21 protein-coding genes and 3 pseudogenes are annotated in these 24,678 nt (G+C 40.4%); 17 read left to right on the top strand and 7 right to left on the bottom strand.

The window, feature by feature from the left end; genetic code table 11:
- Positions 1-125: 125 nt before the first annotated feature.
- The 5 genes and pseudogenes from MKY16_RS13075 (at position 126) to MKY16_RS13055 (ending at position 6,168) form a co-directional block, all read left to right on the top strand.
- Entirely contained in the window at positions 126-434 is a 309-nt protein-coding gene (locus MKY16_RS13075; protein WP_340955650.1) for a hypothetical protein, read from the top strand.
- A 328-nt stretch (positions 435-762) separates the two neighbouring features.
- Positions 763-1,431 carry a hypothetical protein gene (locus tag MKY16_RS13070; RefSeq protein ID WP_340955648.1) on the top strand — a complete coding sequence of 223 codons (669 nt, stop codon included), beginning with the start codon at positions 763-765 and terminating at the stop codon, positions 1,429-1,431.
- Positions 1,432-2,602: 1,171 nt separating this feature from the next.
- Positions 2,603-3,016: a nuclear transport factor 2 family protein gene (locus MKY16_RS13065; RefSeq protein WP_069010597.1), complete on the top strand. Its 414-nt coding sequence runs from the start codon at positions 2,603-2,605 to the stop codon at positions 3,014-3,016.
- A gap of 1,257 nt (positions 3,017-4,273) precedes the next feature.
- Positions 4,274-4,672 carry a YmaF family protein gene (locus tag MKY16_RS13060; protein ID WP_081317533.1) on the top strand — a complete coding sequence of 133 codons (399 nt, stop codon included), beginning with the start codon at positions 4,274-4,276 and terminating at the stop codon, positions 4,670-4,672.
- A 415-nt stretch (positions 4,673-5,087) separates the two neighbouring features.
- Positions 5,088-6,168 (top strand): annotated as a pseudogene (locus MKY16_RS13055) (IS3 family transposase).
- Positions 6,169-6,541: 373 nt separating this feature from the next.
- Here MKY16_RS13055 and MKY16_RS13050 read toward each other — a convergent pair.
- Complete coding sequence (locus MKY16_RS13050) at positions 6,542-6,763, bottom strand: DUF6199 family natural product biosynthesis protein (protein WP_069010594.1); 222 nt, start codon at positions 6,761-6,763, stop codon at positions 6,542-6,544.
- 113 nt (positions 6,764-6,876) lie between these two features.
- Positions 6,877-7,311 (bottom strand): hypothetical protein, encoded by a 435-nt coding sequence (locus MKY16_RS13045; RefSeq protein ID WP_029517855.1) that lies wholly within the window; start codon positions 7,309-7,311, stop codon positions 6,877-6,879.
- A gap of 239 nt (positions 7,312-7,550) precedes the next feature.
- Here MKY16_RS13045 and MKY16_RS13040 point away from each other — a divergent pair, with 239 nt between their 5' ends.
- On the top strand, positions 7,551-8,294 hold the full coding sequence (locus tag MKY16_RS13040; protein WP_340955641.1) for a BclA C-terminal domain-containing protein: 744 nt from the start codon (positions 7,551-7,553) through the stop codon (positions 8,292-8,294).
- Positions 8,295-9,201: 907 nt separating this feature from the next.
- On the opposite strand, the gene MKY16_RS13035 is transcribed toward MKY16_RS13040, so the two are convergent.
- The 4 genes from MKY16_RS13035 to abc-f form a co-directional block, all read right to left on the bottom strand.
- On the bottom strand, positions 9,202-10,299 hold the full coding sequence (locus MKY16_RS13035) for a GerAB/ArcD/ProY family transporter (protein WP_340955639.1): 1,098 nt from the start codon (positions 10,297-10,299) through the stop codon (positions 9,202-9,204).
- A gap of 29 nt (positions 10,300-10,328) precedes the next feature.
- A complete protein-coding gene (locus MKY16_RS13030; protein ID WP_340955637.1) occupies positions 10,329-11,555 on the bottom strand; it encodes a Ger(x)C family spore germination protein in 1,227 nt (408 codons plus the stop codon).
- Positions 11,556-11,567: 12 nt separating this feature from the next.
- Positions 11,568-13,184 carry a spore germination protein gene (locus MKY16_RS13025; protein ID WP_029517851.1) on the bottom strand — a complete coding sequence of 539 codons (1,617 nt, stop codon included), beginning with the start codon at positions 13,182-13,184 and terminating at the stop codon, positions 11,568-11,570.
- Positions 13,185-14,121: 937 nt separating this feature from the next.
- Positions 14,122-15,609, bottom strand: coding sequence for a ribosomal protection-like ABC-F family protein (gene abc-f, locus MKY16_RS13020; protein WP_340955635.1), 1,488 nt, complete (start codon positions 15,607-15,609; stop codon positions 14,122-14,124).
- A gap of 508 nt (positions 15,610-16,117) precedes the next feature.
- Here abc-f and MKY16_RS13015 point away from each other — a divergent pair.
- The 11 genes and pseudogenes from MKY16_RS13015 (at position 16,118) to MKY16_RS12975 (ending at position 22,979) form a co-directional block, all read left to right on the top strand.
- On the top strand, positions 16,118-16,255 hold the full coding sequence (locus MKY16_RS13015; protein WP_340955634.1) for a hypothetical protein: 138 nt from the start codon (positions 16,118-16,120) through the stop codon (positions 16,253-16,255).
- Positions 16,256-16,361: 106 nt separating this feature from the next.
- Positions 16,362-16,820, top strand: a complete 459-nt coding sequence (locus MKY16_RS13010; protein ID WP_340955632.1) for a phage holin family protein — start codon at positions 16,362-16,364, stop codon at positions 16,818-16,820.
- A 52-nt stretch (positions 16,821-16,872) separates the two neighbouring features.
- Positions 16,873-17,274 (top strand): annotated as a pseudogene (locus MKY16_RS13005) (glycoside hydrolase family 25 protein); the annotation flags it as partial.
- A 124-nt stretch (positions 17,275-17,398) separates the two neighbouring features.
- A complete protein-coding gene (locus tag MKY16_RS26140) occupies positions 17,399-17,602 on the top strand; it encodes a stalk domain-containing protein (RefSeq protein WP_445744865.1) in 204 nt (67 codons plus the stop codon).
- Between the two features lie 117 nt (positions 17,603-17,719).
- The gene (locus MKY16_RS13000; RefSeq protein ID WP_340955630.1) at positions 17,720-18,163 is read left to right on the top strand and encodes a phage holin, LLH family; all 444 of its coding nucleotides are present in this window, start codon (positions 17,720-17,722) and stop codon (positions 18,161-18,163) included.
- A gap of 136 nt (positions 18,164-18,299) precedes the next feature.
- The gene (locus tag MKY16_RS12995; protein WP_340955628.1) at positions 18,300-19,133 is read left to right on the top strand and encodes a hypothetical protein; all 834 of its coding nucleotides are present in this window, start codon (positions 18,300-18,302) and stop codon (positions 19,131-19,133) included.
- 876 nt (positions 19,134-20,009) lie between these two features.
- A pseudogene (locus MKY16_RS12990) lies at positions 20,010-20,216 on the top strand (fibronectin type III domain-containing protein); the annotation flags it as partial.
- A gap of 479 nt (positions 20,217-20,695) precedes the next feature.
- Entirely contained in the window at positions 20,696-21,841 is a 1,146-nt protein-coding gene (locus MKY16_RS12985; protein ID WP_340955627.1) for a hypothetical protein, read from the top strand.
- 14 nt (positions 21,842-21,855) lie between these two features.
- On the top strand, positions 21,856-22,245 hold the full coding sequence (locus MKY16_RS12980) for a hypothetical protein (RefSeq protein ID WP_029517406.1): 390 nt from the start codon (positions 21,856-21,858) through the stop codon (positions 22,243-22,245).
- A gap of 441 nt (positions 22,246-22,686) precedes the next feature.
- Positions 22,687-22,785, top strand: coding sequence for an IS3 family transposase (locus MKY16_RS26135; protein ID WP_416145682.1), 99 nt, complete (start codon positions 22,687-22,689; stop codon positions 22,783-22,785).
- Between the two features lie 86 nt (positions 22,786-22,871).
- On the top strand, positions 22,872-22,979 hold the full coding sequence (locus tag MKY16_RS12975) for a sporulation protein YjcZ (RefSeq protein ID WP_080658622.1): 108 nt from the start codon (positions 22,872-22,874) through the stop codon (positions 22,977-22,979).
- Between the two features lie 999 nt (positions 22,980-23,978).
- On the opposite strand, the gene MKY16_RS12970 is transcribed toward MKY16_RS12975, so the two are convergent.
- On the bottom strand, positions 23,979-24,299 hold the full coding sequence (locus MKY16_RS12970; protein WP_029517409.1) for a hypothetical protein: 321 nt from the start codon (positions 24,297-24,299) through the stop codon (positions 23,979-23,981).
- Between the last annotated feature and the right edge of the window lie 379 nt (positions 24,300-24,678).

The following is a 24,678-nucleotide window of genomic DNA, read 5'->3' as shown; positions in this document are numbered from 1 at the left end:
GACAATTGTCTGATTTTTTTATTGAAAATAATGAGACTTTATAATTATGGACAAATATCATTAAATTTCTAATAATTAAAATAGTTACATAATTTTACAAAAAATATAAATGGAGGACTATGCGAATGATTTACATGAAAAAATTAGTGTGTTCGATTTTGTTGGCGGCTCTGGTTCTAGTTTTTCCTACTTACTCTTTTGCAGAGACGACACAATCTGAAGGAGAACTGAACTCAGCTGCTTCATCATCGGGACAATGTGTTACAGTCAATATTCCATTAGAAGTCACTGATAACTCTGTAAGTAATTCAGTTTATGGAGACTTTTCTACTCAAAAAACTAAAGTTGTGTATGCAACATTAGATTTCTGGGTTGATGTGGATGGAAGCACTGCATTGGGTAATTGGACTATAACAATGGATGATAAAAAATAAATAACTCGTGTTAATATTTCTTTAGTATGGTCTAATGGGCAAAAGGATACCTTTAATTATCCAACAAATGGAGTTCCTACACATGTATCAAATCAAGGAGAAACAGTATACAGTAACCCAGGGCTCCATTCAGCAAAACTTTATGGCGGTGTTTCTGTAACTGGAGCTACTGGTTTTAACTTGCCAGCTAATGGAGCTAAAGTGACTTTTACAACTAAATAATCTAAAAAGAGAACACAAAGAACACAATTACTCTTCAATCCTTGTGTTCTCTTTTTTGTCTTAGTACTAAGCATTTGTTATGGTGATATATATAGGAGGAATGAAGATGAAACTATTTGAGGAGATCTTAAATAATCAGGAAGAAGTAACTATCGAAATTAGAAACAAAACTACTATTCTTGATAGACCTAGCATAAAAAAAATAAAAACAAAAGAGAGTATAGAAGAGAAACTATCAGTATTGGCTCAATTTTTTCTTTTACCATTCGAAACAGGCGATTTAAATGCTGTTTTACATATTCCAGTTTTTGATAAAGACACTAGAGAGCAAATATTACAAGAGATTGGGCCGCATTTTGAAGAGTGTAAAATTGTTGAGTATAAGGATCATGCTCAAATTATGTTTAGTAAATTAAGGGCAATTTCGAAAGGTCTTATTGAAAAGTTGATCGACTCTGGTGAAATAAATCAAATTGCATATAGTTTGTACAGGAATAAATCTGTGTGTATTGATTATTCAGAAGAGAAAGAATACAAAGTCAATATTGAGTTGATACAGAGGTCATCTGAAAGATCAATCATTGAGTTGTGGACAGTCTTAAATAATACCTTTATAAGAGAGGCTGGAGAATTAATTTTACTGCCGCACCAATGGTATTTAGGTGAAGCATTTAAGGATTATTTAGCAGTAAGGTGTTTTGCTAGCGTATGTAAATCAATGAGAGTAACTGTAAATCCTATTGATAAAGCAATTAAGTATATATCCATTAGTTAAAGTCCCTATAACAATGACCGTTTTTGATTGGAATTTGACCGATGTATGACCCGCCACTGAACTTTTTATGTGGTAAATTTGTATCATGGAAAATCAAATAAGGAACACACCGTAGCTTTTCAGCCTCGGTGATCAGGTCGGCCAATGTGTCGGCCTTTTTGGTTTCTACAAAACATATTAGGAGGACAGGGTTATGTCTGCAAAACCACGTTTCGCATTTTTGAGTGAGGATGGAATATTGCGCCTACACGATGAAGAACACGCTTCACAGCACGGCAATCAGGTATAAACAAGCCTAACCGACGACGAGAGCGGCTATCCAGTCGTTGAGGGTCAGGGCGTTGTGTATTATGCCGATGAGGACAAAGCTTACGTCAAAGGCAACAAAGGCGACGGCCAACTCATCCCAACGCCGTTGGTGCTCAAGCAGCTCGCAGCAGAGCTCCTGTAGTTTTTGAATGTGGTGGTGGAAGAGAGACGCTACAACGTAGGATGACACCTGCATACTAAAGGCTGATAGCCTCGACGATCCTGCAAGGGGATAGAGGGACATACTGCTCAGTGGCATTGACCAGTGCGCACAGGGGAAGGTCCGATTATGTGGCCGCGAACAAGGATAGATCCTTGCTTCACTTAGGGGCACCCGTAACGCACAGCGGTAGATTGGTAGCGGTATGCAGGTTGCGGTTAAACGATAAGTCATTTCATGCGGGGGAGAATGGCCCCCGCCCACATTATTCATGACACGTGCAGGCAGCAAGGAACCAGTTAACCAGCGGAAACATGAAACAGCCTGGTCAGAACCCTTGCGCGGTTCAATTCCGCAGCTGTCTTCTATTTTTCCATCGATGGGAGAGGTATTGTGAAAAAGAGTCCGAAAACAGGAAAATGTATGCTTTGCAATGACCCTAATCCGAACCGGGAGAACACAACAATGGGCGCATCCTTTTGTAATACGTGCTGGGAAACTATGAAGTCCGGTGATGAGGATAAACTGGGTGAGAGAATTGTCTGGGACGAGTGTTTGATGGAAATAAAGTGTTAGACCGTGAAAATATAGTTCTAGACTGGCAGCTGCGGCGTTAAGCCAACGGGCAGGATGGTAGATAAAATATGTTATTATTGGATTGTGCAAAGTTTATTCCGCCTATTCGAAGGGAGATTAGTAGAAATGCAAAGTGCTCAACAGGTGCTAACAAATTATTTTCAAGCATTAGGAAGCAAACAGATTGATAAAGTGATCGAATTGGTTCATGATGAAGCGAAATTTATTATTCTTAAAAAAGAGCCTTCTAATAAAATTCCTTTATACGGCACATTTCATGGAAAAGAAGGTGTTAGAAATTATTTAAACTTATTAGAAGAAGCAGAACAAATAGAGAGTTTTGTCCTACACAAACTCATCGGTAATAAGGAAGCAGCGTGTGCATGGGGGAATTTCCGCATCAAGGTCAATGTAACCGGGAAAGTGTTCGAGAGTGATTGGGCAATTATTTGCGAAGTAGAACAGGAGAAGATAATGTTTTTTCAAATCTTCGAAGATACTGCCGCACTAGAAGAAGCTTTTGATTTAAGAGACTGTTGATATGTTAGTGCAGCTACACATCACTATGCTGAGTAATCATACGAAAACGTAGGTTATTGGCCGGCAACATATCGAATTTGGTCAAGTAATGCGTTACGCTAACGAAGAACGTTAATAGAATGATAACAGCGGCAGTCTAAGACTAATATCGAGAAAGTGAGCAAAAGCCAGCTTATAATGGTTTAATTGCCCATTTTCCGGTATTGTCCGGTCTTAGTTCTTTGACGGCCATTTTCTAATATCAGTAAAATGGTCTTGTTTGTTACTAAGTACAAATGCTTTTATGCAACAGCGTAGCGTTTTGCATCCCGCTTGCGGGAATAGAACCTATCGCTGTTTCTTTTTTCGGGTTTTAAATAAGCGCCTCGGTTCATTTGGTGCTCTAAATACATAGGCAGATACAAGTCACTCATTTGGGTGGCTTCTTTTATTGCCTTGAAAGGATTTTTGGTTTGAAGAAGAAGCAGAAGAAAGGAATTTTGCTATACATGAAAGGACCACCAAAAAAGCCAAAAAAATGCAAAGGTTGTGTATGGGGGAAGTGGGATGGGGTTAAGCAGTTTTGTTCCCGTACAGCTTGTGTGAAAGAATGAATTAATCCCATCTAAAATATCTTGCCTTACACAACGTTACACTTCTATGCATAGGCTATCAGGAAGTAAAAACTTTCTGAGGAGTGTGACAAAAATGTATTATACCCACGGGGGAATACAGTATTACCCAGCAGGTAGACCGCCACAACAGCATATTATAAATCCAAATCAGGTTAAAAATTACCTAAATCAAGCCGTTGATATGAGGATGAGTAATGGACACCGTCTTTGTAACGTCTTTATTACGTATGTGTCTCCGCAGACAGATAAAACACAACCAGACTATGGAGATATGACTTATGTAAGAATTATTGATGGGAAGTTCGTTTCTTTATCAAATAATACACAAAACATTGACGAGGTCGGACCTGCTGGTTCCTTATGTGGTCATCGACCATCGTGGTAGAATGTTAAGCACCCATTGAGGTGCTTTTTCTTTTGCTCTTATACGCCAATATGTGAGTTGTTCTAGGCACTTTTTCCGTTATCCGGACGAATACCGGAAAGAGTACAGCAAAGAGCAGAGAGAGGGCATACACACGCTCTGACAGCCTGTTATCCTGCTACCCGAATAGTGGAAACCAACTCAACTCAAATAGCCTTTTGAACATTTACACTACCTCTTTCATAGTATATGGCAGTTGATAAAGAGAGGTGGCTACTGATGGAAATACCAATAACAGGTTTTGTTGTTCATTCCCGTGATTCCGAATCTAACCATTCGCATAAGCTTTTTATTAGTTCGTGGGACGGTAGACCAGTTAATGTTCACGTACATCCTTTTAGTGGGAATACATCACTTGATGTAGGACACTACCACCATTACGCTGGAGTAACAGAACCAGCTCCAAGTGGTGTTCCGCATGTTCATAATTATTATGCAGAAACATCATTTAACGATCAACATACGCATCTAATTAGAGGTACTACAGGACCAGCCATTCACTTGACAGGTGGTGGGCATTACCATCATTTTGAAGGGTATACAACAGTAAACGGTAGAATTCCTCACGCCCATAGGTACAGTGGAAATACCGGAGATGAGAAAGACTACCGATATTAATCAATTTGAAAAACTCATCCCCATACAAATAGTGGGACTGATGGAGTTGGTTATGGCGGCATGTTTACCAGTGTCGGGGTTATTCTCGTACTATTTATACTGCTTATGATACTTGGGGGTTGTAATGCTTAAAGGACTCAGCCACAGGTTACTGAAGATTCGACTTTATGAATACAGTGTAATTGGCCAAACAATTTAAAATCGGTAGTAACAATGACGAGCTACTACTGGCTCGTCTTTTCTTGTTCCAAGGTGCTGACGCTTAGAAAGCAATTTGGATGGGATGGATCGGCTACACTCTTCTAGACAGAAAAATTGTGGTCTAATATAGTAGACTACAGACCAACCTAGAAGGAGCAAACGGATCATGACTAAAAAAGAAAGACGTACCTTTAGCGCTGAATTTAAAGCGTAGATGGTTCAGCTCTATCAAAGTGGCAAAGCACGAAAGGATATCATTCAAGAATATGATTTGAATCCTTCATCGTTGGATAAATGGGTGAAACAGAGTTCCACATCTGGATCCTTCAAAGAGAAAGACAACCGGACTCCAGAGGAATTAGAACTGCTCGAACTTCGAAAACAGAACAAGCAACTGCTCATGGAGAATGACATATTAAAGCAAGCCGCGCTGATCATGGGACGAAAGTAAATGTCATTCGCCAGAATAAACATAAATACTCGGTATCAGCAATGTGCGACGTCCTAAAACTCCCGAGAAGCACCTATTATTATGAAGAAAACAAAGTAGAAGTGACATCGGAGGGTGAGCTTCCCTCCCTGATTATGGACATTTTTCAAAGCAGCCGTCAAAACTACGGTACGCGTAAGATCAAAAAAGCGTTACACCAGCAAGGCTCTACGGTATCCAGGCGGAGTATTGGACGAATCATGAAGGAATACGGGTTGGTTTCCTCGTATACGGTTGCTCAGTACAAGCCTCATCCCACGAGATGCAATGAAGCCAAGCAAGCGAATGTACTGGACCGGAAATTTGAACAAGAGCAAGCGTTGTCTGTCGTCGTAAGCGATCTGACGTACGTCCGAGTGGGTTCATATTGGAACTACGTATGCTTCTTTGTAGAGATCTGTTTAACCGCGAGATTATTGGCTACAGTGCAGGCCCTCACAAGGAGGCCAAGCTGGTTTACCGTGCTTTGGCTTCAATTAAGGGCAACCTGAATGACATTCAACTCTTCCATACCGACCGAGGCAATGAATTCAAGAATAAGCTCATCGACGATGCGCTAAAGGCTTTTCAGATTGAGCGTTCTTTGAGCATGAAAGGCTGTCCCTATGACAATGCCGTTGCGGAAGCTACTTTTAAAATTTTCAAAACGGAATTTGTGAAGAAACGTCATTTTGAAAGTCTTGCTGAGCTAACCACAGAATTACATGACTATGTACACTGGTTTAACCATATTAGGATTCACGGTTCTCTGGATTACTTGAGTCCAGCTGAGTTCAAGCAGAGACACCACAAAAAAATTGTCTAGTTTAGTGTTTACAATCCATATGTGTTGGTGTTGGATGCCTTGAAGCCTTAGAAAGAAAACAAGTCATTACACCCGGGTATACTGGTACTTCTAAACCACTCACTCTCGAGAGTGACGAGTCGAGTTTTACATTGTTCTTCCTTATAGGATGGCTAGTTTGATGAATAAATACTATGCGAGAAAAATGATCTTTACTACTTACTACAGCGGCAGGTCGGTCTCTGAAGATTAAGGAAATTCGATTACTGGAAGCTTTGGATGAGAGACAGATTTCTGTTTTGAAAATATGCTAAATGATATTTGAGGAGCATCAGCCAAACAGCAAATTCCGTTTCGATATGGTGTTTTGGTGATTGGTAACAGGTAGTGGAACTTATAGGAAGATAACCAAAAGTCCACATACTAAAAAGAAGGACCCAAAGAGTATAGATACAGAGCCTCTAAATTTCATGTCGTCAATGTAAGCGTCGCTTGGTTCTGAGTCACCTTTGATCTTCCAGGCTTCGTTTGCACGCCATCCCCAAGTGGGAATTCGTTTACTTAAAATACCAAGTGAGAAAAAAATAATCGCGATAAAAATAAGCATGAATCCCATTTGATCAACTCCTTAAGTAAACTATACCAAAAAAGAACGACAGATGGAAAGTGTCGTCCCTCAAGGATAGATGGAAAAAAAGAGGGCTTTGCCCTCCATATGATGGTGTAATGTTAATCTGAATAGGCAACCGCATTAAAACTTTCTATTCCTATTCGGGTGGCATCCGCTGTGCAAAATAAATATAAGGTATACACCAATTCATTTGATGGTGGTAGAGGGACATTGTAATCGGATGCATTAATGGTAACGACCTGTACAGCGTTTGGGTTTGCTTCGGAGACACTAACAGAGTAAAGGGCGTATGCAACAGGAGAGTCGAGAGTGCCTCTAACAATAGAAATAGCAATAACGGAGTCAAAAGGTGGAGTAGTGGGAAATGAAAGCTCAGCAATCCCTGATAATTGTACACGCATATTTTCCCCAGCGCCCGTCACGTCTAAGCCAAGCTCTGCGATGGCAACAGGAGTATTGGCTGGCATGGAGATTGAGATCGTATTACCGTAACTTGCGTTTTGAGATGTTCGAGCATCTAACAATCTAGTCATTATCTCATCTCCTTTTTTGGGTAAAGATTTTGCAAGCTGGAAATAGAAAGATACATACAGTGCAGGGGCTGGATCGGTTGATAGTAGGGCTATTAAGCTTTAGAAGGATAAGCAGTAATAATCTAACACGATAGGGTCAGACCTATGCCTATTTTCCCAAGATCAAGTCAACAGCCCAATCTTTTTGGTTAATTGCACAATAAGCTACTTTGACTAGACTTCGGAGGTGATCATTAATTATGTTTAGACATTATTATTGGCAAAAGAAAATGCATCGGAGAAAATTTAGAAGATGTGTAGTTAAAAAAGTCAAAGTTTTACCGAAAGTTATTGTTAAAGGGATCCGAGGACCTCAAGGACCTCAGGGACCGCAGGGAGCGCAGGGACTGCCGGGTCCACAGGGAGTTCCAGGTGCTCAAGGCCAGCAAGGGCTACAAGGTTTTCAAGGAATTCCCGGACCAACAGGACCCGCAGGAGCAGTAGGGCCAGCAGGAGCAGTGGGGCCAGCAGGACCAGTGGGACCGGCAGGAGCGGTAGGACCCGCAGGAGCAACGGGGGCAGCAGGGCCAGCAGGCGGCGGGATATCAGACTTCTTAAGTGTCTTCCGAGCAGATCCTGGTACGGGAACGGACACAGTTCCGGGTAACTCACCAATTACCTTTACTGGAGTTTTGGCTAATGTTGGTGGTGCATTTACTTTCACTCCTCCATCTACAACGATAACAATCAACGAAACGGGAAGCTATCTAATAGATTTTACAATTCATAACCAAGGTGATGCTGCCTTTAACCTTACCGTAAATGGAATCCCTGTTACTCCTGTTCCCTTCACGGGTAACGGTGGCGGACCAATTTCGGCAGAAGTCATTATTACTGTAGGGGTCGTTCCTACAACTATTCAATTGGTAAATGCAAATGCAACCCCAGCCCAACTTCATAACTTTACCAATACTACTCTTACTATATTAAAGTTGACCGTTTAAGCCATTTTTAATGATATATAGAACATTATATGTAGCCGCTTTAGAAAAGACTGTACGATTTCATATCGTCAGTTTGTCTAATTCACTTATAGTAAGCAGACGAATTTATGGGGGAGGGATTGTATAGCATGGCAAGAGAATGTAGTGGCAGGAATAAGATCCATTAAACACTATCACTACTCCAAAGCCTATCTTTAAAGTTAAAATGGTAAATCCGCAGTAACATTGTAAAAAAAACAATGATATTATTCAAACATTGAAATATGAATGCTAAGAAGGTTAGGAAACTTTTCCTACCTTCTTTTTGTTGTGGCATTTAAAAAAGAAATTTATTCGCACGAAGATCAATAGTAAATCTGGATAAGTCAGACGTTATTCTGTATTTATAGTAGTTTGCGAATGTAGTCCATCCGGCATCGGTTAGCGTCAAAGATGGACATTGGTAGGGCGACAGTTCCAAGTAACACCAATCAGTGGGGAATTTTTAACTGGCTGTCAAAAAAGCATCAGCGGGCGTACATAATTGACCTGACTAAGTTACAAAATCACACTAATGGAGATTTGCTGGAGTTGCTTGTATCTGTATCGCACACAAGTTCACCAGTGGGAATGTGATCAATATCTGTACTTTACTAAATAGTGAAACCCCTTGGGGCTCTAGGGGATATGACCCATTGGTGAGATAAACCAAGACACCTTCAAGGTAAATGGAAATTCTCTTTCTGAAAATGCCATAGTGGTAAGCGTAAAGGCATAGCATAGTAAAACAGCAAAGGCAATCGAATCATGAAGCTAAAGATTGCTGACAAATTGTCGAAAACATCAGTATGTTCTTCAACATTAGTCATTAGAGAATCCAATGTGGCTAAGACAAAGAAGAAATTAGACAGTGTTGAGAAGGCTATAGCTAACTATAAGTCCTTCTCTTTTTCTTCCGAATTAGCATGGTCAGGAAAAGGAGGACAGGCAGAGCAATCTGAAAGATAGGCCAAACTCGAACCAAGGCTACATGAAGACCGAACCACAAAAATTCGGTTAACCTAGAGGAGAGAAACGTAAGGGCGTATATGATGATACTTAGCAACAGTAAAGCAGGCTTATATCTAAAGGGGGTTATCGTTTGAAGCCCAATGACGGCACCAAACATAAAACCAGCCGTTTTGACTCCGATTCCAATAAATAGAATCATCGAAAACAGGACATCAGCTCTCTCAACGATCTTCGGTAGCTGAATTAGTTGTGTAACCTCAAATAAGGGATAGGTGCTTGATGCTGCCCATTCCGGACCTAAAACCAGGATTGTTAGTTCATTCATTACAATAAGGAACACAGCAGTGATCCAGTAAACAATGACGATTGACCGCTGTAATTTACGTTTATCCGTAACAATCTTGAACAGCACAAGAAAAAGAACCGTCTGCCCGAAGGGAAAAGACACGATCTCGGGAATGGCAGCCTTCACTACGGGAGTTAGACCATTCTCCAATACAGGAAACAAAAATTCAAAGTGAATGAGTCCTGTAAAAGGAGTAAGCAATAATAAAATGCCATAACCAAAAACCAATAGAAGAAGGAAGATATGACATAGAAGGAACCAGACCCTCGGTCCAAACCACACTACATCGGCACAGACAATTAACGCTATAAACGTAATAACTTCGGTAGGAGTTCTGTTAAGTAATGTCAATGCGCCGAGCTCACCAATGTCCCTGACACTCCTGGAAGCTTCATAAGCAAAGTAACTGATGAACAGAAGACCACCCAGACTACCTATCCATTTTCCCCAATAATGGCATAGGAGCTCGTACAAATCTCGATGTGGATCAAGTTTATGCATGTATAAATACATGATTAGCAAGACGAAGCCTACAAGTGCGCCGATCAGCATGGCTAGCCATGCATCCTGCTTGGCTGTAGCTCCCAAGAGGAATAAGGTTGTACTGCCAACCTGAAACAAGGAAAAAGCGATAGCTAACCCGGATACCCTGGTGACGGTTTTATTCATACTTTTTAAGCCCCTTTATACAAAATGGGTTAGGTTTGACTTCCGATATGCTTCTGTAGGAGGCCAGGACGCTGAATCCGTGCATCCACTCGAATGTCCAGTTCTATTTTCTTGAATTCCTGATCCCAGTCTTTTTTCACCGTCCCCCACTCCCTTGGGAACCTCCGGTGAATCCGGTCAGCAAAACCAGTTGCGTCTACACCAAGTTCCTGAAGTTTAGCCCAGCCCTTATTTATCGTACTGGTCACTTCTTTTGCAATCTCTTCTTCCAGATCATGTATGGTCTTCGTCTTGGAAATATCCTTAGTGCATGTAGTTTCATTTAAAGCCCCATTAATTTTCACTCCAACCTGCATAGTGTAATGAGAACTGGTTTTTCTGGGTGTAAGCTTTACATTAGCAGAGTTTACTAGTATGGAAGAGTACATTTCCCTACCGGGCTGTTTGCTGCATGGGAACGAAATTTCGCTGTTGTTAATCTTTTGAGACAGATAAGATACACCCAGACTCTCTTCCTTGTTGAGAAACCCTTTGAGCTTTCCTTTTTGGAATACCGCCAATTTAGTCAATGCCAGTTTGAGCGGGGCCGAGGTTTTTTTGAAGACATCCAGACTCTCTGCTTCCTTCACATCCTGATAGTCCCCTTCTCCGGTCAACTCGGCGACCGGTACTCCAATAGATTTGGAATCCGAGTTCATGCTTAATACGAAATCATAAACCCTAACTTTCGGAAACACCGATAAAATATCACTCTCTTTGTCGACTAATTCAGCCATGGCGACGCCTTGAAGTTTTTCAGGCGGCAGTAATTTCTTTAATAGATCGGATGCTAAGCCGTCCGTTACAATCATAGTTACCATCTCCCTTGCTTCCGTATTACGAAGATAAAAATCAATTAAACGGTCCATTCCTTTCTCAGCCGCTCTCTTACCGATAAATACAACACGATTATGTGCTATGTAGATTTGTCTTGATGTTTTTAAATTGCTGTACGATAACGCCTGATTATAGGTTTTGGACTTTACTGAGAATACATGGGATGCCGGTTGAGAAGACCCTCCCGTTCCTCCTCCGGTACCACTTGCAAGGGCGGAGGGAATAATAATCTGATAGGACATCATCCACTGTCCGTCGTCCATCATATCTACTCCTGTAGCCGCAGTTACCCACAGCTCATTCAGTTCGACTCGGTTCCAGCAACCCGCCAAAATGAATAATATGACCAAGGCCAAAATAAATCTGCCTAATTGGGACATATCGGTTCCTCCTTACGCCATGGGATCTCGGCTGTGTTCCCCCGCTTGTTCTGCAAATGATTCCTGTTCCGTTGCCTGTCTTACTGGATTGACATCCCCAATCATTTTCGGCCGTTTCTTCATCTTCCACCAAGGTACACGCACAAACAGGTCTTTCATATTGCTCGTATAGAAAGGTGCGAGCGGCATCATATAAGGAACGCCGAACGAATTCACAGATACTAATCGAACGAGGATGGGAACCAAGCCGGCCAAAACGCCGTATAATCCAAATAAACCCGCTAACAGCATGAGTCCAAATCTGAGCAAACGAACAGCCCCCGCCATATTGATCGCAGGTAGTACAAAGTTGCAGATAGCTGTGAATGAAACCACAATCACCATAGCTGCAGAAACCAATCCCGCCTGTACAGCAGCTTGTCCAAGAACCAATGCCCCAACGATAGAGATTGCAGGCCCTACGGCGCGCGGCATTCGTACTCCTGCTTCGCGAATAACCTCAAAGGTCAGCTCCATTAGCATTGCTTCAAGCAGGGCTGGCAATGGTGTATTCTCTCTCTGCGCAGCCAAAGTGATGAGCATTGTTGTAGGCAGCATTTCCTGGTGAAACGTTGTTGTTGCAATAAAGAATGAGGGTAATAGTAATGCCAAGAAAAAGGATGCCATTCGAACGATTCGAAGAAAAGATGCCAGATCATAACGTTGGTAGTAGTCTTCACTGGATGCGATGAACCGAAAAAAGGTTACAGGAGCAATCAATACAAATGGAGTCCCATCAACCAATATCGCTACTAACCCCTCAAGCAAGCTGCCTGCTACAGTATCCGGGCGCTCAGTGTTATATATGGTTGGAAAGGGGGTCCATACCCCATCTTGAATAAATTCCTCGATATATCCACTTTCGAGAATACTGTCCGTGTTAATGGAATCTAATCGTCTGGAGATTTCCTTAACCACCTCTGGATCTGCAATGCCTCGAATATATGCCACCGATACCTTCGTCTGCGTGTATGATCCGATAATTCGAGAATCAAAGTGGAGTTCAGTTGATTTGATCCTTCTCCGGAGGAGTGCGATATTGGTGGATATATCCTCTGTAAACCCCTCTTTAGGACCGCGAATTACTGTCTGCGATGTTGGCTCCTCAACCGCTCTTTTAGCCCCCCCGCTCATAGAAGCAGCAAAGGCCTTGGTGCTGCCTTCGACAAGGAGAACCACCTGTCCATAAAGAACGGCATGGATAAGTGCTTTCTCATTTTTAAGGCAAGTGATGCCCCCAATAGGAATACGATCCATCAACCAACTTTCAACATTACGATCGGAGAGATCCCCATTTCGAATACCTGCAGTAAGTTCCTCCAGCAGTGTCGTTAAAATTTGCTGATCAATCAGGCCTTGAAGAAAACCTACAGCGAGAACCGGATTGCCCTGTTTATCGTTCAAACAACGAAGAATGAAATCCGTGCTATGTCCTATTTCCTGCTTCAGCAAGGTCACGTTGTCCTTAAGCGTGCCACTCAGTTCCTTGGATAACTCAGTCGATTTTTTATCATTAACTGGTTCAGAGCTCGTGCCATTTTTAGATCGTGAAGGCTGCTTAAACAGCCATTTTTTTAACTTGTCAACCATAGCAATACAGTTCCCTTCTAGATAGCGGTTAACTGTAATATGTTGCTATTCCACGATTTATATGTACACACCTTCCAAAAGATGTTTTTATATCAATTTATTTCAACTATGTTTACAATAGTAGAAGCTTTTTTAGTGGCATACGGCAAAAATTGTTGGCCGGTATAGACACAGTCTAAGAGAAGGGCTTGCGGATGTCGTTTTTGTATTGGATGGATTCGTTGTAGCCAAAGACCTTCATTCAGAGTTTTTAAAAGATGAGTCATTTCGAATGGTGGTATCTCCAGATCATCTGCTGGCATCTCGTTCCTCATTGATTGTTGATGACTTTCACAGAGAACAAATTTGGTTGCTTTACCATAGAATTTACCGGATATATCATTTTCTGCGCAAATGCTCTGGCATCGGGAAAAGTGGATTTTCACATCGTTGGCTGCTCTAATACATGTTGCAAAGAATGAATTAAAATCAAATGAAGCATCTGGCTCATAAGAGGAGCACTTGCGAAGTTATTTAAAGCACAAAAAAGTCCTCCGGAAATCACCATTTAAAGACATTCTTGCCAGATGTCATTTTTCGTTGGCTACCGTGAGGGAGGCAGAGCACTTAAATATTGCTTTTTGATAGCTGTCCACTTGACAGGGGTCGCTTCAGTTTGGAGAGGTTTTTACTCTTTTATAAGGGGAGACGATATTATGGAAGCAAAACCCGCTGTAGAATAATATAGCTCTCAGTCTTAGTGAAATAACTATTAGAATGCCCCCAATAGAAAGAATCGGCAGCCATGGATAAGAAAATAAAATAAAATCCTAGACTGCCGATGTTCTATTGAACTCTCGTGTCCCTTAAGTTCAATCGCTTCCCTTTTCATAAAAGTTGTTGTGTAAAGCTTTCTGCCGTTTAAATCATGTCTTACTCCAAGTCACTTTGTAAAATTCTAATCTCCACCGAGTTCAATCGTTTTCGTGGCGACACGGTCATGAAATTCCCGATCATGTTCCACGAATACAATGGTCGGCGTGTACTCAAGCAACAGCTCCTCAATTTGCATCCGGGAAATCACGTCGATAAAGTTGAGCGGTTCGTCCCAAATATGCAGATGAGCCTCCTCACATAGGCTTCTCGCGATTAGAACCTTCTTCTTCTGCCCGCCGCTAAACGCCGATATATCCTTCTCAAACTGGATGCGGGCGAAATCTAGCTTACGTAACACGGCCTTAAATAAGCTTTCGTCAATTCTGTGCTCTGCTGCATAATCGGAAAGCGTTCCTCGCAGATGAGAAGTATTCTGGGATACATAGGAAACGCGAAGCTGAGGCTCCCGTTGAAACGTACCTGTATAATGTAGCGTCTCATCGTTCAGCAGGCGGAGCAAGCTAGACTTACCTGAACCATTTGGACCTGAAATTGCAATCCGATCTCCTGGTTCGATCGTCAGACAAATGTTCTTGCAAACCGCTCTTTCCCCGTAGTAAATCGTGACGTGATCCAGCATAGCCAGTTCCGATTTGGGATACACGAGCTGAGAGATCGCAAGGCTTTCTGACTGTTCGATATTTCGGAGCAATTTCGATTTTTCCTCTAAAGCGGCGTGTTGCCGCTGTTCGATGGATTTCGAGCGTTTCATCATTTTCGCTGCCTTATGCCCGACGTATCCCTTGTCAAGCTTGGAGCCGGAGTTTCGTGTGCCGTTTTTCGATTTTTCGGTCTCGAAAGACCAGCCGCTAGTACGTTTAGCAGAAGCAGATAAACGCTGTATGTCTTTGTACAGCTTTTCGTTTTGTGCCATTTCGAACGTATCTTGGCGAGTTTTGTTCGTCCACCAACTGGAGAAGTTGCCTTTTTGGATTTCGATATTCGTTTTGTTGATCGATAGAATATGATCCACGCAGCGGTCGAGAAAAGCCCGGTCGTGTGAAACAAGAATAAAACCGCGCTTCGTATTCAGATAATCGGCGACAAGCTTGCGTGCGTGCAAGTCGAGATGATTGGTCGGTTCGTCGATGAGCAGAAATCGATTGTCTTGGATGAATAGCACGGCCAGAAATACCTTCGTCTGTTCTCCTTGGGACAGCGATTCGAATGGCCTGTACAACACGTCTTCTGAAACCTTAAGTAGGTTCAGTTCGCGCATCAACTTCCAGCTCTCATAGCTTGGCACGATCTCTTCGACGACGTCTAAGGTCAAATACTCCGGGTGCTCGACGGGAAACGGAAAATAATCAAAGGCGACTGGTGTGGAGATCGTACCGCTGTATTCGTATTTCTCCTGCAACAGGTTTAAGAACGTCGTTTTCCCCCGACCGTTTCGCCCCGTAAAGCCCAACTTCCAGTCTGTATCAATTTGAAAATGAACATTTTCGAATATGGGGTCATAGCTGCCTGGATAGGCAAAAGTAAGATTGGTTACCTGAATGGCGGGCATGGTAGTCATCCTTTCGTTTGGAAATAAAAAAGAACCGCAAGAAAGGTGCTATCTTGCGACTCTAATCCATACGAGGAAATACGGCCCCATTCCAAGGGGCCGTATGACTGTCCGGAGAGGGAGCGCAAACGAAACGCAGACCTTTCTTGCAGAGATGAATAAAACGACCACAGCCGATCGCTGAGTCCGTTCTTTTCGTGATCTCAAAGCAAGAAAGTTCTACATGTATCCGTTCAACTCCCATCATCAAATTACATTCAGTTTATCACAATAGTAATTTAACTACAACCTGCTAGTCCTGTTAGGCTGAAGCTTCGCGTAGTTCGACATGCTCTTTAGATTGATTGATTACTGTTATTTAACTATTCAGCTCGTTCGTATTAGCTTAATAACATATAGGTTTTTAAAATTCGTAGCGTTATAGTAGCAGAACCAATTTAAGATATAAGTATAAAAACCTCTGATAACTCAGGGGCTTATTTTGCATCTTGAGGAGGTGACGAAACCCGTGGCAAAAATAAAATCCACATTGGATATACAACTAGATCTGACCAGGCCGGTTGAAGAATTGACTGAGGTTATTTCTGCTGCCATTGCTTCACAACCAGCACGCCGGAAAGAAAAATACTTAAAGGATTGGATATAGCAATAGGAAATGCATTAGCAAAGATACAGGCCCAAGAAGAAAAAGATCAGAAACCAAACGATGATAGCCAAGGAAAAGTTTCCTGAACAGAGAGACGGGGGAAAGAATGTTGGATGAGTGGGAGATTTTTAAATTTAGTGCCACTTTAGGTAGTAGCGCGGTAACGTATTTTTACGGCAGGTGGTCGGGAGTATTGGGGGTGTTACTTGCTCTGGTCATTATTGATTATGTGACTGGACTATTTGCTGCTGGCGCAGAAGGTAAGAAGGGAACCGGACCCGGCTTAAAAAGCAAGATTGGTCTTATCGGTATCGCTCGAGAGGTATTTATTTTTACAATAGTTGCTGTATCTCATCTAATCAATGGAGTCTTAGGCGATTCGCACCTTTTCCGGGATGCGGTCGCCTATTTTTATATGGCAAATGAGCTGCTTTCGATTGTTGAAAATGGCGGCAGGCTTGGTGCGCCAGTCCCGTCGATCATTCGGCAGGCTGTGGAAGTTTTAAAGAGTAAAAGCGGAGAAAGGAAGGTGACGGGGAAAATGCAGATAAGCAAAAAAAGGTAACGCGCAGGGAACGACGTATCTCGCTATCAAGGCAATATTGATTGGAACCTGGTCAAAGCGGGAAGCGCGACATTTTGCTGATGTGGTGGATCAGGTAGACGGTGCAAAAGCGCTGGACTTTCCTGCGGTGATGGATTATGAAAACAACCCCGGCAAGCTGTCCAAAACGCTTATTAATGCTGTGGCGTTGGCCTTCCTGATCGAGCTGGAGCGGATTACAGGACGTAAGCCCATTATCTATACGGGCAATGCATTCGCAGCTAATTTTAATGCTTCATTAGGTGGCTACCCACTATGAATAGCCCGTTACAGTGAAACGCGCGTACCGAGCGATACAGTGACGTGGAAACGTTGGGATATTTGGCAATACAGCGATAGTGGCAAGGTATCCGGGATAAAAGGAAACGTGGACCTGAACGAATTTGATGGAACAACGGACGAGCTGCGCAAATCGATTTGGCGTTATTGTCCCTGGCCAAGAGACAGAATCCGTACATCCGGCACATTCCGCGTAAACGGTAAAGAAGCGGGGGAAAGCCCTTCTATATGCCTCCAGAACCTATGTACCGCTACGGTCTTTGGCAAATGCCTTGGGCTTGTCTTTTCGTTGGGACAATACCAGCAAGGAAGCCTATTTAAGTGGATCCAAGCTGCAAACTGTCCAACTTGTAAAGGGTACAGCGTATGTCCAACTCAGACCAATTGCTGATGCTTATGGAGCGGTAGTGTCTTGGGATTCAAAGAATAAAATCGCATCGTTGAAAACGAAAGGGGAAGAGTAATCATGCAAACAATTATCGAAACTGTACAGCCTTACGTAAATACCATTGTCACAGCCGCTGCGGGTGTGCTTACAGCGTTTATTTTAGGAGGTCTGAAAACTCAAAACTAAGGTTAACGTGTGGCTAGAAGCGCGTACCACGGCGGCACAGAGGGAAGTAATCCATAAAATTGCTGGAGAGGGGTTTGCTTTTGCTCAAACAGCATTTAAAGAAGCTGGAGGAGAACGTAAGCTTCAGGAGGCTTTACAGTATGCTTCACTTACTCTTTCCAGTCAAGGCATTGTAGTATCTCAAGCAGAGTTAAGGTCTGCGATTGAGAAGGCATATCTTGAGTACAAGGCCAAGACAAAAGCGGTACTAGCTACTGAAGAACAGCCAAACGAGGATGCAGTACAGGCCGCAGCTAAGGAGGCTGTATCTGTTCTGGCTGCAAAGCTTAATGATTTCTTAGCTCAGGCTACAGCGGATGTGGTCGCTGTTGTTCCTACTCAGGTGCAGTCTGAACCCGAGCTTATTTTAGCGCCGGTAGAAGCTGTAGAAACGCCTATGACCACGGAATAAAAGGATAAAACCAGTACCCTGCTGGTGTGTGCTGGCAGGGTGCCTAAAAATGTATTTATTAGGAAAATTGAATTATTTGCATATTACTTTACGATATTATCATTGTTAATTGAAGTTTAAAGGCGGGTTGAATAAGATGGTGTTCAATATACTAAGTATCATAGTGATTATCTTAGGGTTATATGATTCTCCAACAGGCACAATTAGTTTAACAGGTGGTGATTTTCACCAAGGAATGAGAGTATTAAAGATTGAAAAAAATTTTAGAGCATGGCAAGGTGTCGCTTCTGACGGGACACACATTTACCTTACATCTGATCGTGATGAGAACTTCAAACTTTCCAATACAATATCTGTTTATACAATGAACGGTGTTTTTGTAACTGAGAAAACGAAAGCTTATACAGAAACAGATCAAAGAGGGCTTTTTATGTCTTTTGGAGATTGTTACATAATAGATGGTTACCTTTATGCAACGGTATATAATTTTAATTCGGGGCCATCAACAGAAGAACGTATTAGCAGGATAGTAAAGTATAGCTTGCCTAATTTAAAACAAGTAGATGAGTTCAATATAGGGTATGGCACAGCAGAGTCTTTAGCAAAATTTAATAATACATACTGGATAGTTTACCATGACTTAAATGAGATCAGACAATTTAATAAAGATTTTAATCTAATAAGATCATACCCCTTATCGGAGAACTTTGGAAATGATGGTGGTTATCAAGGCATTTTTTTTGATGGGGATGAGTTATACGCTAACCTACATGGCTCGAATAAATATGGAGAAAATTATGCGCAAGGATTGGATCATTACCACTTTAATGGTAAAGAGTTTAGATTTATTGAGCGGATAAAACCCCCTACATATGGAGCAGGTCAAGGTGTTGAAAAAGTTGGCAAACTATATCTATGGGCTGATCGTCCTGAAAATAGCATAATAGTTACCGAAAAAATTAAGAATTAATTCTGTTTCCGTTTGCTAAGATGGATTTGGATGGAAATTTAATGATATGAAAAATCACTAACCAATGCATAATCACTACAACACATACGGAAGCAGCGTTGTGCAATCCGAAAGAATCGGTGATACCCTACTGGCATACCATGGTGGGGTGTTTTGTGTATTTCTACAATTAAATTCAATAAATGAAGTTCAAAAATATGTTAGATTTTCAAGTGTAAAAAAGAACATAATTGTATAATAATTCAAGTTGTTGGCCAACCATACTTGTTGAAAATAAAACATAGAGGTGCTAACTTGAAGAGAATAGCTAAGTATTTTTCCGCAATTTTATCCGTTATTTTATTATTTAATATTTTTGGTTTGACTGTAACTTCAGCTTCAGCTGAAGAAATCACTCATCAGTCTGAAGAAGTTACTGAGGAATATGACAGACAATTGGATAAAGTGTATGAAGAATACAAGGAAAATCAGTCTGGCGTTCAATCTGAATTTGATCAAAATCACATTACTCCCTTTGCAGCTCAACCAGCATCAATTGGTCATATAATTAAGTTTACAATACAACAACTTTTCAAAAGAGGTAGTTCTGTTGCTGTTCAAACCACAACAAGAAATGTTATAACAAACTTAACTAAACATGCCATTGAAGAAGCTATTAAAGATGGAATTACTACTCTTATGATTGACAATCTGCTTGAAGGCAAAGCATCCGGTATGCGAGCAGTTGAAAAATATGTCGATATTCAAACAGGAGCTCGTGTTGTTTATGACCCTATATTCAAACGGTATTTTTTATATTTCGTTTCATTGCTAAATGAGAATTCTTTTTTCTCATCTTGGCTCCAGGTAGTAATGTTTTTTTGTGTATCGAGAACAACCCCCGGTTTGGAAAAAGAGTTTGGCCTAAGTATGAAAGAGGTCAATGACGTTATCTCATAGTATGAAAGCAAGCAAGCTGGTTTTGGATCGGCTTCATATACCGTCGATAAGCACGACAACAACAAATGCCCATTCAGTAGCCGTAAGAACTACATGCTGTATGATCGTATTCTAACATTTGAAGTAAGTGAATACTCTAAATAAATTTAAATCTCTGCTAACCTTCATTGGTTGGCGCAGGTTTTTACTGCTTTATGGATTAATAGGGATAGACTTCATTAGAATAACGGATGATGATCTTCTTTAAAATTTTTTTCTCCAAACAAGCTATAGAACAACAAGGAGCCAGATAATGGCTCAACATTTGATCAAAATGTAAACTATGGATGGAAACCAGTAGCTTTAGCTCAGAGGGATTTTCTTAAAGTTTTAGTTGGGGTAACAACAGAAACGTACATAACCATTAATGGAAAATATTAGAATATGGTTTTAAGTAACACTTACAATTACTAAGATATTTTCTTTCCCTGTTGGCGAATTGCTAGCAGGTCTTTTTTACGCCCTTTACCAAGTTAAAAATATGTTTACTACTTAATATTTTCTGTATATATTAATACTTGGAAATGAATTTTCTTAAATTTTCCCTACAAAAATAGACTAAATTAATAGATGAGATTATCTCAATGAGCATTTCATTAAGAATAGAATACAAATCCGGTGGTGAGCCAATTGAGTTTGTAAAAGGTGAGATCACTGGCTTTACTTATAAAAATAATAGTTCCATAAACCTTTCAGCTAAGTCTCCAAACTTGGCTCATTCGCTACATATTCGAAGCAAAATTCCGCTTCATTCGCTTCCTTCAGTTATAGACAATGCGGATAATTCCAACATGCTGTATACATGGGCAAATACAGAATATAAACCTGATAGTGAGGATTACTATCGCAAATGTAATATCCAAATCGTTAGAAATGAAAACACAATCCGAGATATTACGTTTACACACGCTTATGTAGTAAAGTATCAAGAACAGATTGATACCAGCAAAGAGATCCTTGAGTTTGAACTCGTTCTAAAACAAAAAGAAGATCAATTGGGAAAAATTCAATACAGTCCTCAGTTAGAACCTAAGGAAACAAGAGAAAAGGATCAGTCTGATGTCTCGCAAAAAGTACTGGAAGGTGCATATAGTAAGAATATGTTAGTGTATGCAGGAAATATTACTTTTCCGTTTGAAAATCCTATGGTAGAACTAGAAAAGACTTGGGTACGAGGCGTAGAGAAGGTAAAAGATTCGACAGATACTGTAATACATTATCCTGATCGTAAAGCATTTACATTAGTAGCTGTTCCTATAGCTCGAAAGAAGTACGGAGACATCACAGCCAATTTACTTCAACATTCACTTGATTACAAACCAGGACATTTACACTTTAACGAGTGGTCGTATGAGGCGCAGCAAATTAAAAAATCCAAAGAACATAATATGTATGTAATTGATAAAGCAGTACAAAAAGCTAACGACAAAAAAGTTAAAAGTTTTTCAAGTGATGGGTCTATTGCAATTGAAAGTGACAGAGATTTGTATAACGCTTTTCACAAAATGAAGTACAAAATAGATGGAACATATGTAAAAGGACAATGGGAAATTACTACAATATATTATGATAAATATAATTTTGAATATAATTTTAAACAAATGTTTACTGGGGACAACAAACTCGGTTGGGCTGCGGCCAATCTAACAAATTTAATGGAATCATGGGGAACACTCAATGAGTATACATCTTATGTTACAGTAACTGATACAAAAAAGGCTTGGAAGTGAGGTGTGAATTGCAGATGAAACGCAGATACAAGATTTACATCTTGATCTCTCTACTAGTTATAACTACTACTATAATTTTTCTAGCGAATTCTGGAGACGATACGATAAGGAAGTACCCATATGGCAAAGATACGTTAGAGTTTTTTGGAGATGGGACTTTTCAGATTTACAGGGGAGGAGGATCGGGTGATCCTCCAATACTATACACTCATCAAATTGAAGCTCCTAATTCAGTGATTGATAACGTTCTGTCTTATAAAATAGAAAAAAATATCGTATATGTGGTTGGTGAAAATAGCTTCATTAAATTGGATTCAAGTACCAACACATACGAACAAAAGAAACTGATTTCTGACTTTACTTCCAAAGATAGAGATATATTTAATGAATTAATGGAAAAATAGAAGCTATCATAAGTAAATGTGATAGCAAGGGAGCTTTAACTTGTTCACAAAGGTTAACTTAACATGCGCTTTAGTTGAGCTATTGTTATGTAAGTATTTTAAATTTATAAAGAATGGTTACCACCAGTGGTGATATTATGATTATTAAAATTGAAGGTTTCTTTTTCCAGAATTTGATTACTGGTCCCCTATGCACACAAGAAGAACTATATCAAAAGTATATACAAGCAAAAATGCTGAGTCTTAATATTAGAGATTTACCTGATATATTTTGTCGACTTCATAATTTTGATCGATTACGTTTTGAAGATGACACAGAGGTTGGTTTCGTGATTGATACAGATACGGACAGGATATATAGACCGATATATTGATGTTTAAAGCGATGTATTCGAAAGATATCTTCCCATCTCCTTTAATTACAAGTAATGAAGGACTCACATAACTGGCTACTATATTCGATTTTATAATCAAAGTCGATCACAACGAAAGTTAAATAAGTTGCCTCCGAAAGAATACCGAAAGCAGCTTATAGTCTAGTGTTATTTTTATTTACCTGCATGCCCTATCATAGAACGTATTTAAACATATATTAAGGTAACGACAAATAAAGGAGGTTAAAAGACATGGGTGCCTATGAAAATACAGGTGGCGGCGGTGTATGGACTTCTACAGCGGCAATTTTAGTGCTCTTTATTCTCTTAGTTATCATCACTAAATCACTTTGGGTTTAGTTTGTAAAAAGAACTGTTGGAAAATATCACTTCACTCATGGATATTCAATAGTTGAGCCCATCGAGCGCATAAGCTATTTGGCAATAGCCACCGTATTCGCTTCTCTTTCGGCAAATACTTGGTGGATTCCTGCCATAATAGTTTTGCGCTTATTGTATTTCATTTTATCTTTTCAGTAGCGAGTCAAGACCACTGCTGGCTTATCAGGCTTCTGTTAGATAAAATTCTCAAAGAGATGGTAGGATGAAGGTTGAAGTAAACAAATGTAATTGAAGCATCAAAAAACCAATATATCTAAAGAGTAATGTTACTTTTACCACAGTAGGTAAGGAGGCTACAGTGCTGCAAATTGATGCTAACTAGGGATAATGGAGCTTTAACTTCGAACAATTCAAACCGGGCATTGAATGTAATTATTAAAAATTTAACAGTGCATGGTGTAGCAACAACCGAGCCTGATAAAGTTACAAATTATGTTAGAATTACAAATTATGGTATTCTGTTGGAAGGTAGTAGCTATGTGAACGATAAGGTACTCTTTGAGAAAGAACATAGAGATTAAAAATACAAATATAGGGCTCCATATAAAAGGATTTTCCGACGTAACGGTACAGAATAGTGAATTTCACGACAACGGTGGGGGTTCTAAAAAATCTAGCTAAAGCCCATACATGTATTGTGACGATACGTGAGCTTTAGCTTTAACTAATTGCCCAAAAAGTACCAATAACTCACAATAATGACCTTGCCAGTACGAAATCACAACTAATACATATGGAGAAGTTAGTACCTAGCGTGTGAAAGTTAAGACTGTGAAACTGCTATTAACGGTCGGCAAACCGCTTGAAAACGATTGATCCACGCCGGATCGTAGCCTTTTCCACTGCTCTAAAGTCGGCTTGATTCCAAAAGTGTATTTAAGTAAGTGAATACTCTAAATAAATCGAAAAGCTCTGTTACCTTAATTGGTCGGCAGAGCTTTTAATTGTTCACGGTTTTTAAAATATATCCAGGTATTCTTTCTGGAATTTGATGAAATCTTGCACACTGTCGTGATAGGTAAATCTACCGCCATTTTTATCAATAATCCAGTTGATATTCTCGTCATTTAACAAAATTCCATACATGCAGTGATGAAGCAGTTCAATTTGCTTTTCATCCCTAATTCGGATCAAATGTTTTTCTTGTTCGATAATGAGGTACCATTTCGTTTCTGTTTCATCTACATCCGCATCCACATACAGTATTGATACCGACAAGGGGAATGGCCAGTCAAACCATTGTCCTCGCTTGTCTTCTCTATAACCTTCAAATGCCATGGTTATTCCCTCCTACTTGGATAATTTCCTGATTAGTTTAAATGTATCTAACGTGCTGCGATTGTACGCTTAATTAGGTTCTTGTCTTATCCTACTGGCACAGGAATATCGCCCCCATATTCTTCTCCTTGGCTTCACGTACACCATCATAAACATCTGTCACTTTGGCAACCGTCTAATTCCGCTATTGTTGCACAATAGTTGTATCCGCTTTTATCGTTCATTGTTCTGATCTGTACAGTATACGGAAAACGACAGGTAATAAAGAAGCTGAACGCTTTGTTATATCAAAACGCTATTACCAATACTGTACAATTATTCTACTGAGCAATGACGTGGTCCAACATGAAGGACTGGAGATAAGAACAGGTAGCAGTGT

Origin of the sequence: Paenibacillus sp. FSL L8-0641 (assembly GCF_038006265.1) — a bacterium.
GTDB lineage: Bacteria > Bacillota > Bacilli > Paenibacillales > Paenibacillaceae > Paenibacillus > Paenibacillus polymyxa_D.
The sequence above is the reverse complement of the archived record's forward strand: the minus strand, read 5'-3'. Positions and strand labels throughout refer to the sequence as shown.

Excerpts from the sequence above, each read along its gene's own strand:
- MKY16_RS13040 (WP_340955641.1), top strand. The coding sequence starts at position 7,551 with ATGTTTAGACATTATTATTGGCAAAAGAAAATGCATCGGAGAAAATTT.
- MKY16_RS13045 (WP_029517855.1), bottom strand. The coding sequence starts at position 7,311 with ATGACTAGATTGTTAGATGCTCGAACATCTCAAAACGCAAGTTACGGT.
- MKY16_RS12995 (WP_340955628.1), top strand. The coding sequence starts at position 18,300 with ATGGTGTTCAATATACTAAGTATCATAGTGATTATCTTAGGGTTATAT.
- MKY16_RS13010 (WP_340955632.1), top strand. The coding sequence starts at position 16,362 with ATGTTGGATGAGTGGGAGATTTTTAAATTTAGTGCCACTTTAGGTAGT.
- MKY16_RS13070 (WP_340955648.1), top strand. The coding sequence starts at position 763 with ATGAAACTATTTGAGGAGATCTTAAATAATCAGGAAGAAGTAACTATC.
- MKY16_RS13060 (WP_081317533.1), top strand. The coding sequence starts at position 4,274 with ATGGAAATACCAATAACAGGTTTTGTTGTTCATTCCCGTGATTCCGAA.
- MKY16_RS13050 (WP_069010594.1), bottom strand. The coding sequence starts at position 6,763 with ATGGGATTCATGCTTATTTTTATCGCGATTATTTTTTTCTCACTTGGT.
- MKY16_RS13035 (WP_340955639.1), bottom strand. The coding sequence starts at position 10,299 with ATGAATAAAACCGTCACCAGGGTATCCGGGTTAGCTATCGCTTTTTCC.
- MKY16_RS12980 (WP_029517406.1), top strand. The coding sequence starts at position 21,856 with ATGAAACGCAGATACAAGATTTACATCTTGATCTCTCTACTAGTTATA.
- abc-f (WP_340955635.1), bottom strand. The coding sequence starts at position 15,609 with ATGCCCGCCATTCAGGTAACCAATCTTACTTTTGCCTATCCAGGCAGC.
- MKY16_RS12975 (WP_080658622.1), top strand. The coding sequence starts at position 22,872 with ATGGGTGCCTATGAAAATACAGGTGGCGGCGGTGTATGGACTTCTACA.
- MKY16_RS12970 (WP_029517409.1), bottom strand. The coding sequence starts at position 24,299 with ATGGCATTTGAAGGTTATAGAGAAGACAAGCGAGGACAATGGTTTGAC.
- MKY16_RS13025 (WP_029517851.1), bottom strand. The coding sequence starts at position 13,184 with ATGGTTGACAAGTTAAAAAAATGGCTGTTTAAGCAGCCTTCACGATCT.
- MKY16_RS13065 (WP_069010597.1), top strand. The coding sequence starts at position 2,603 with ATGCAAAGTGCTCAACAGGTGCTAACAAATTATTTTCAAGCATTAGGA.
- MKY16_RS13075 (WP_340955650.1), top strand. The coding sequence starts at position 126 with ATGATTTACATGAAAAAATTAGTGTGTTCGATTTTGTTGGCGGCTCTG.
- MKY16_RS12985 (WP_340955627.1), top strand. The coding sequence starts at position 20,696 with ATGAGCATTTCATTAAGAATAGAATACAAATCCGGTGGTGAGCCAATT.
- MKY16_RS13030 (WP_340955637.1), bottom strand. The coding sequence starts at position 11,555 with ATGTCCCAATTAGGCAGATTTATTTTGGCCTTGGTCATATTATTCATT.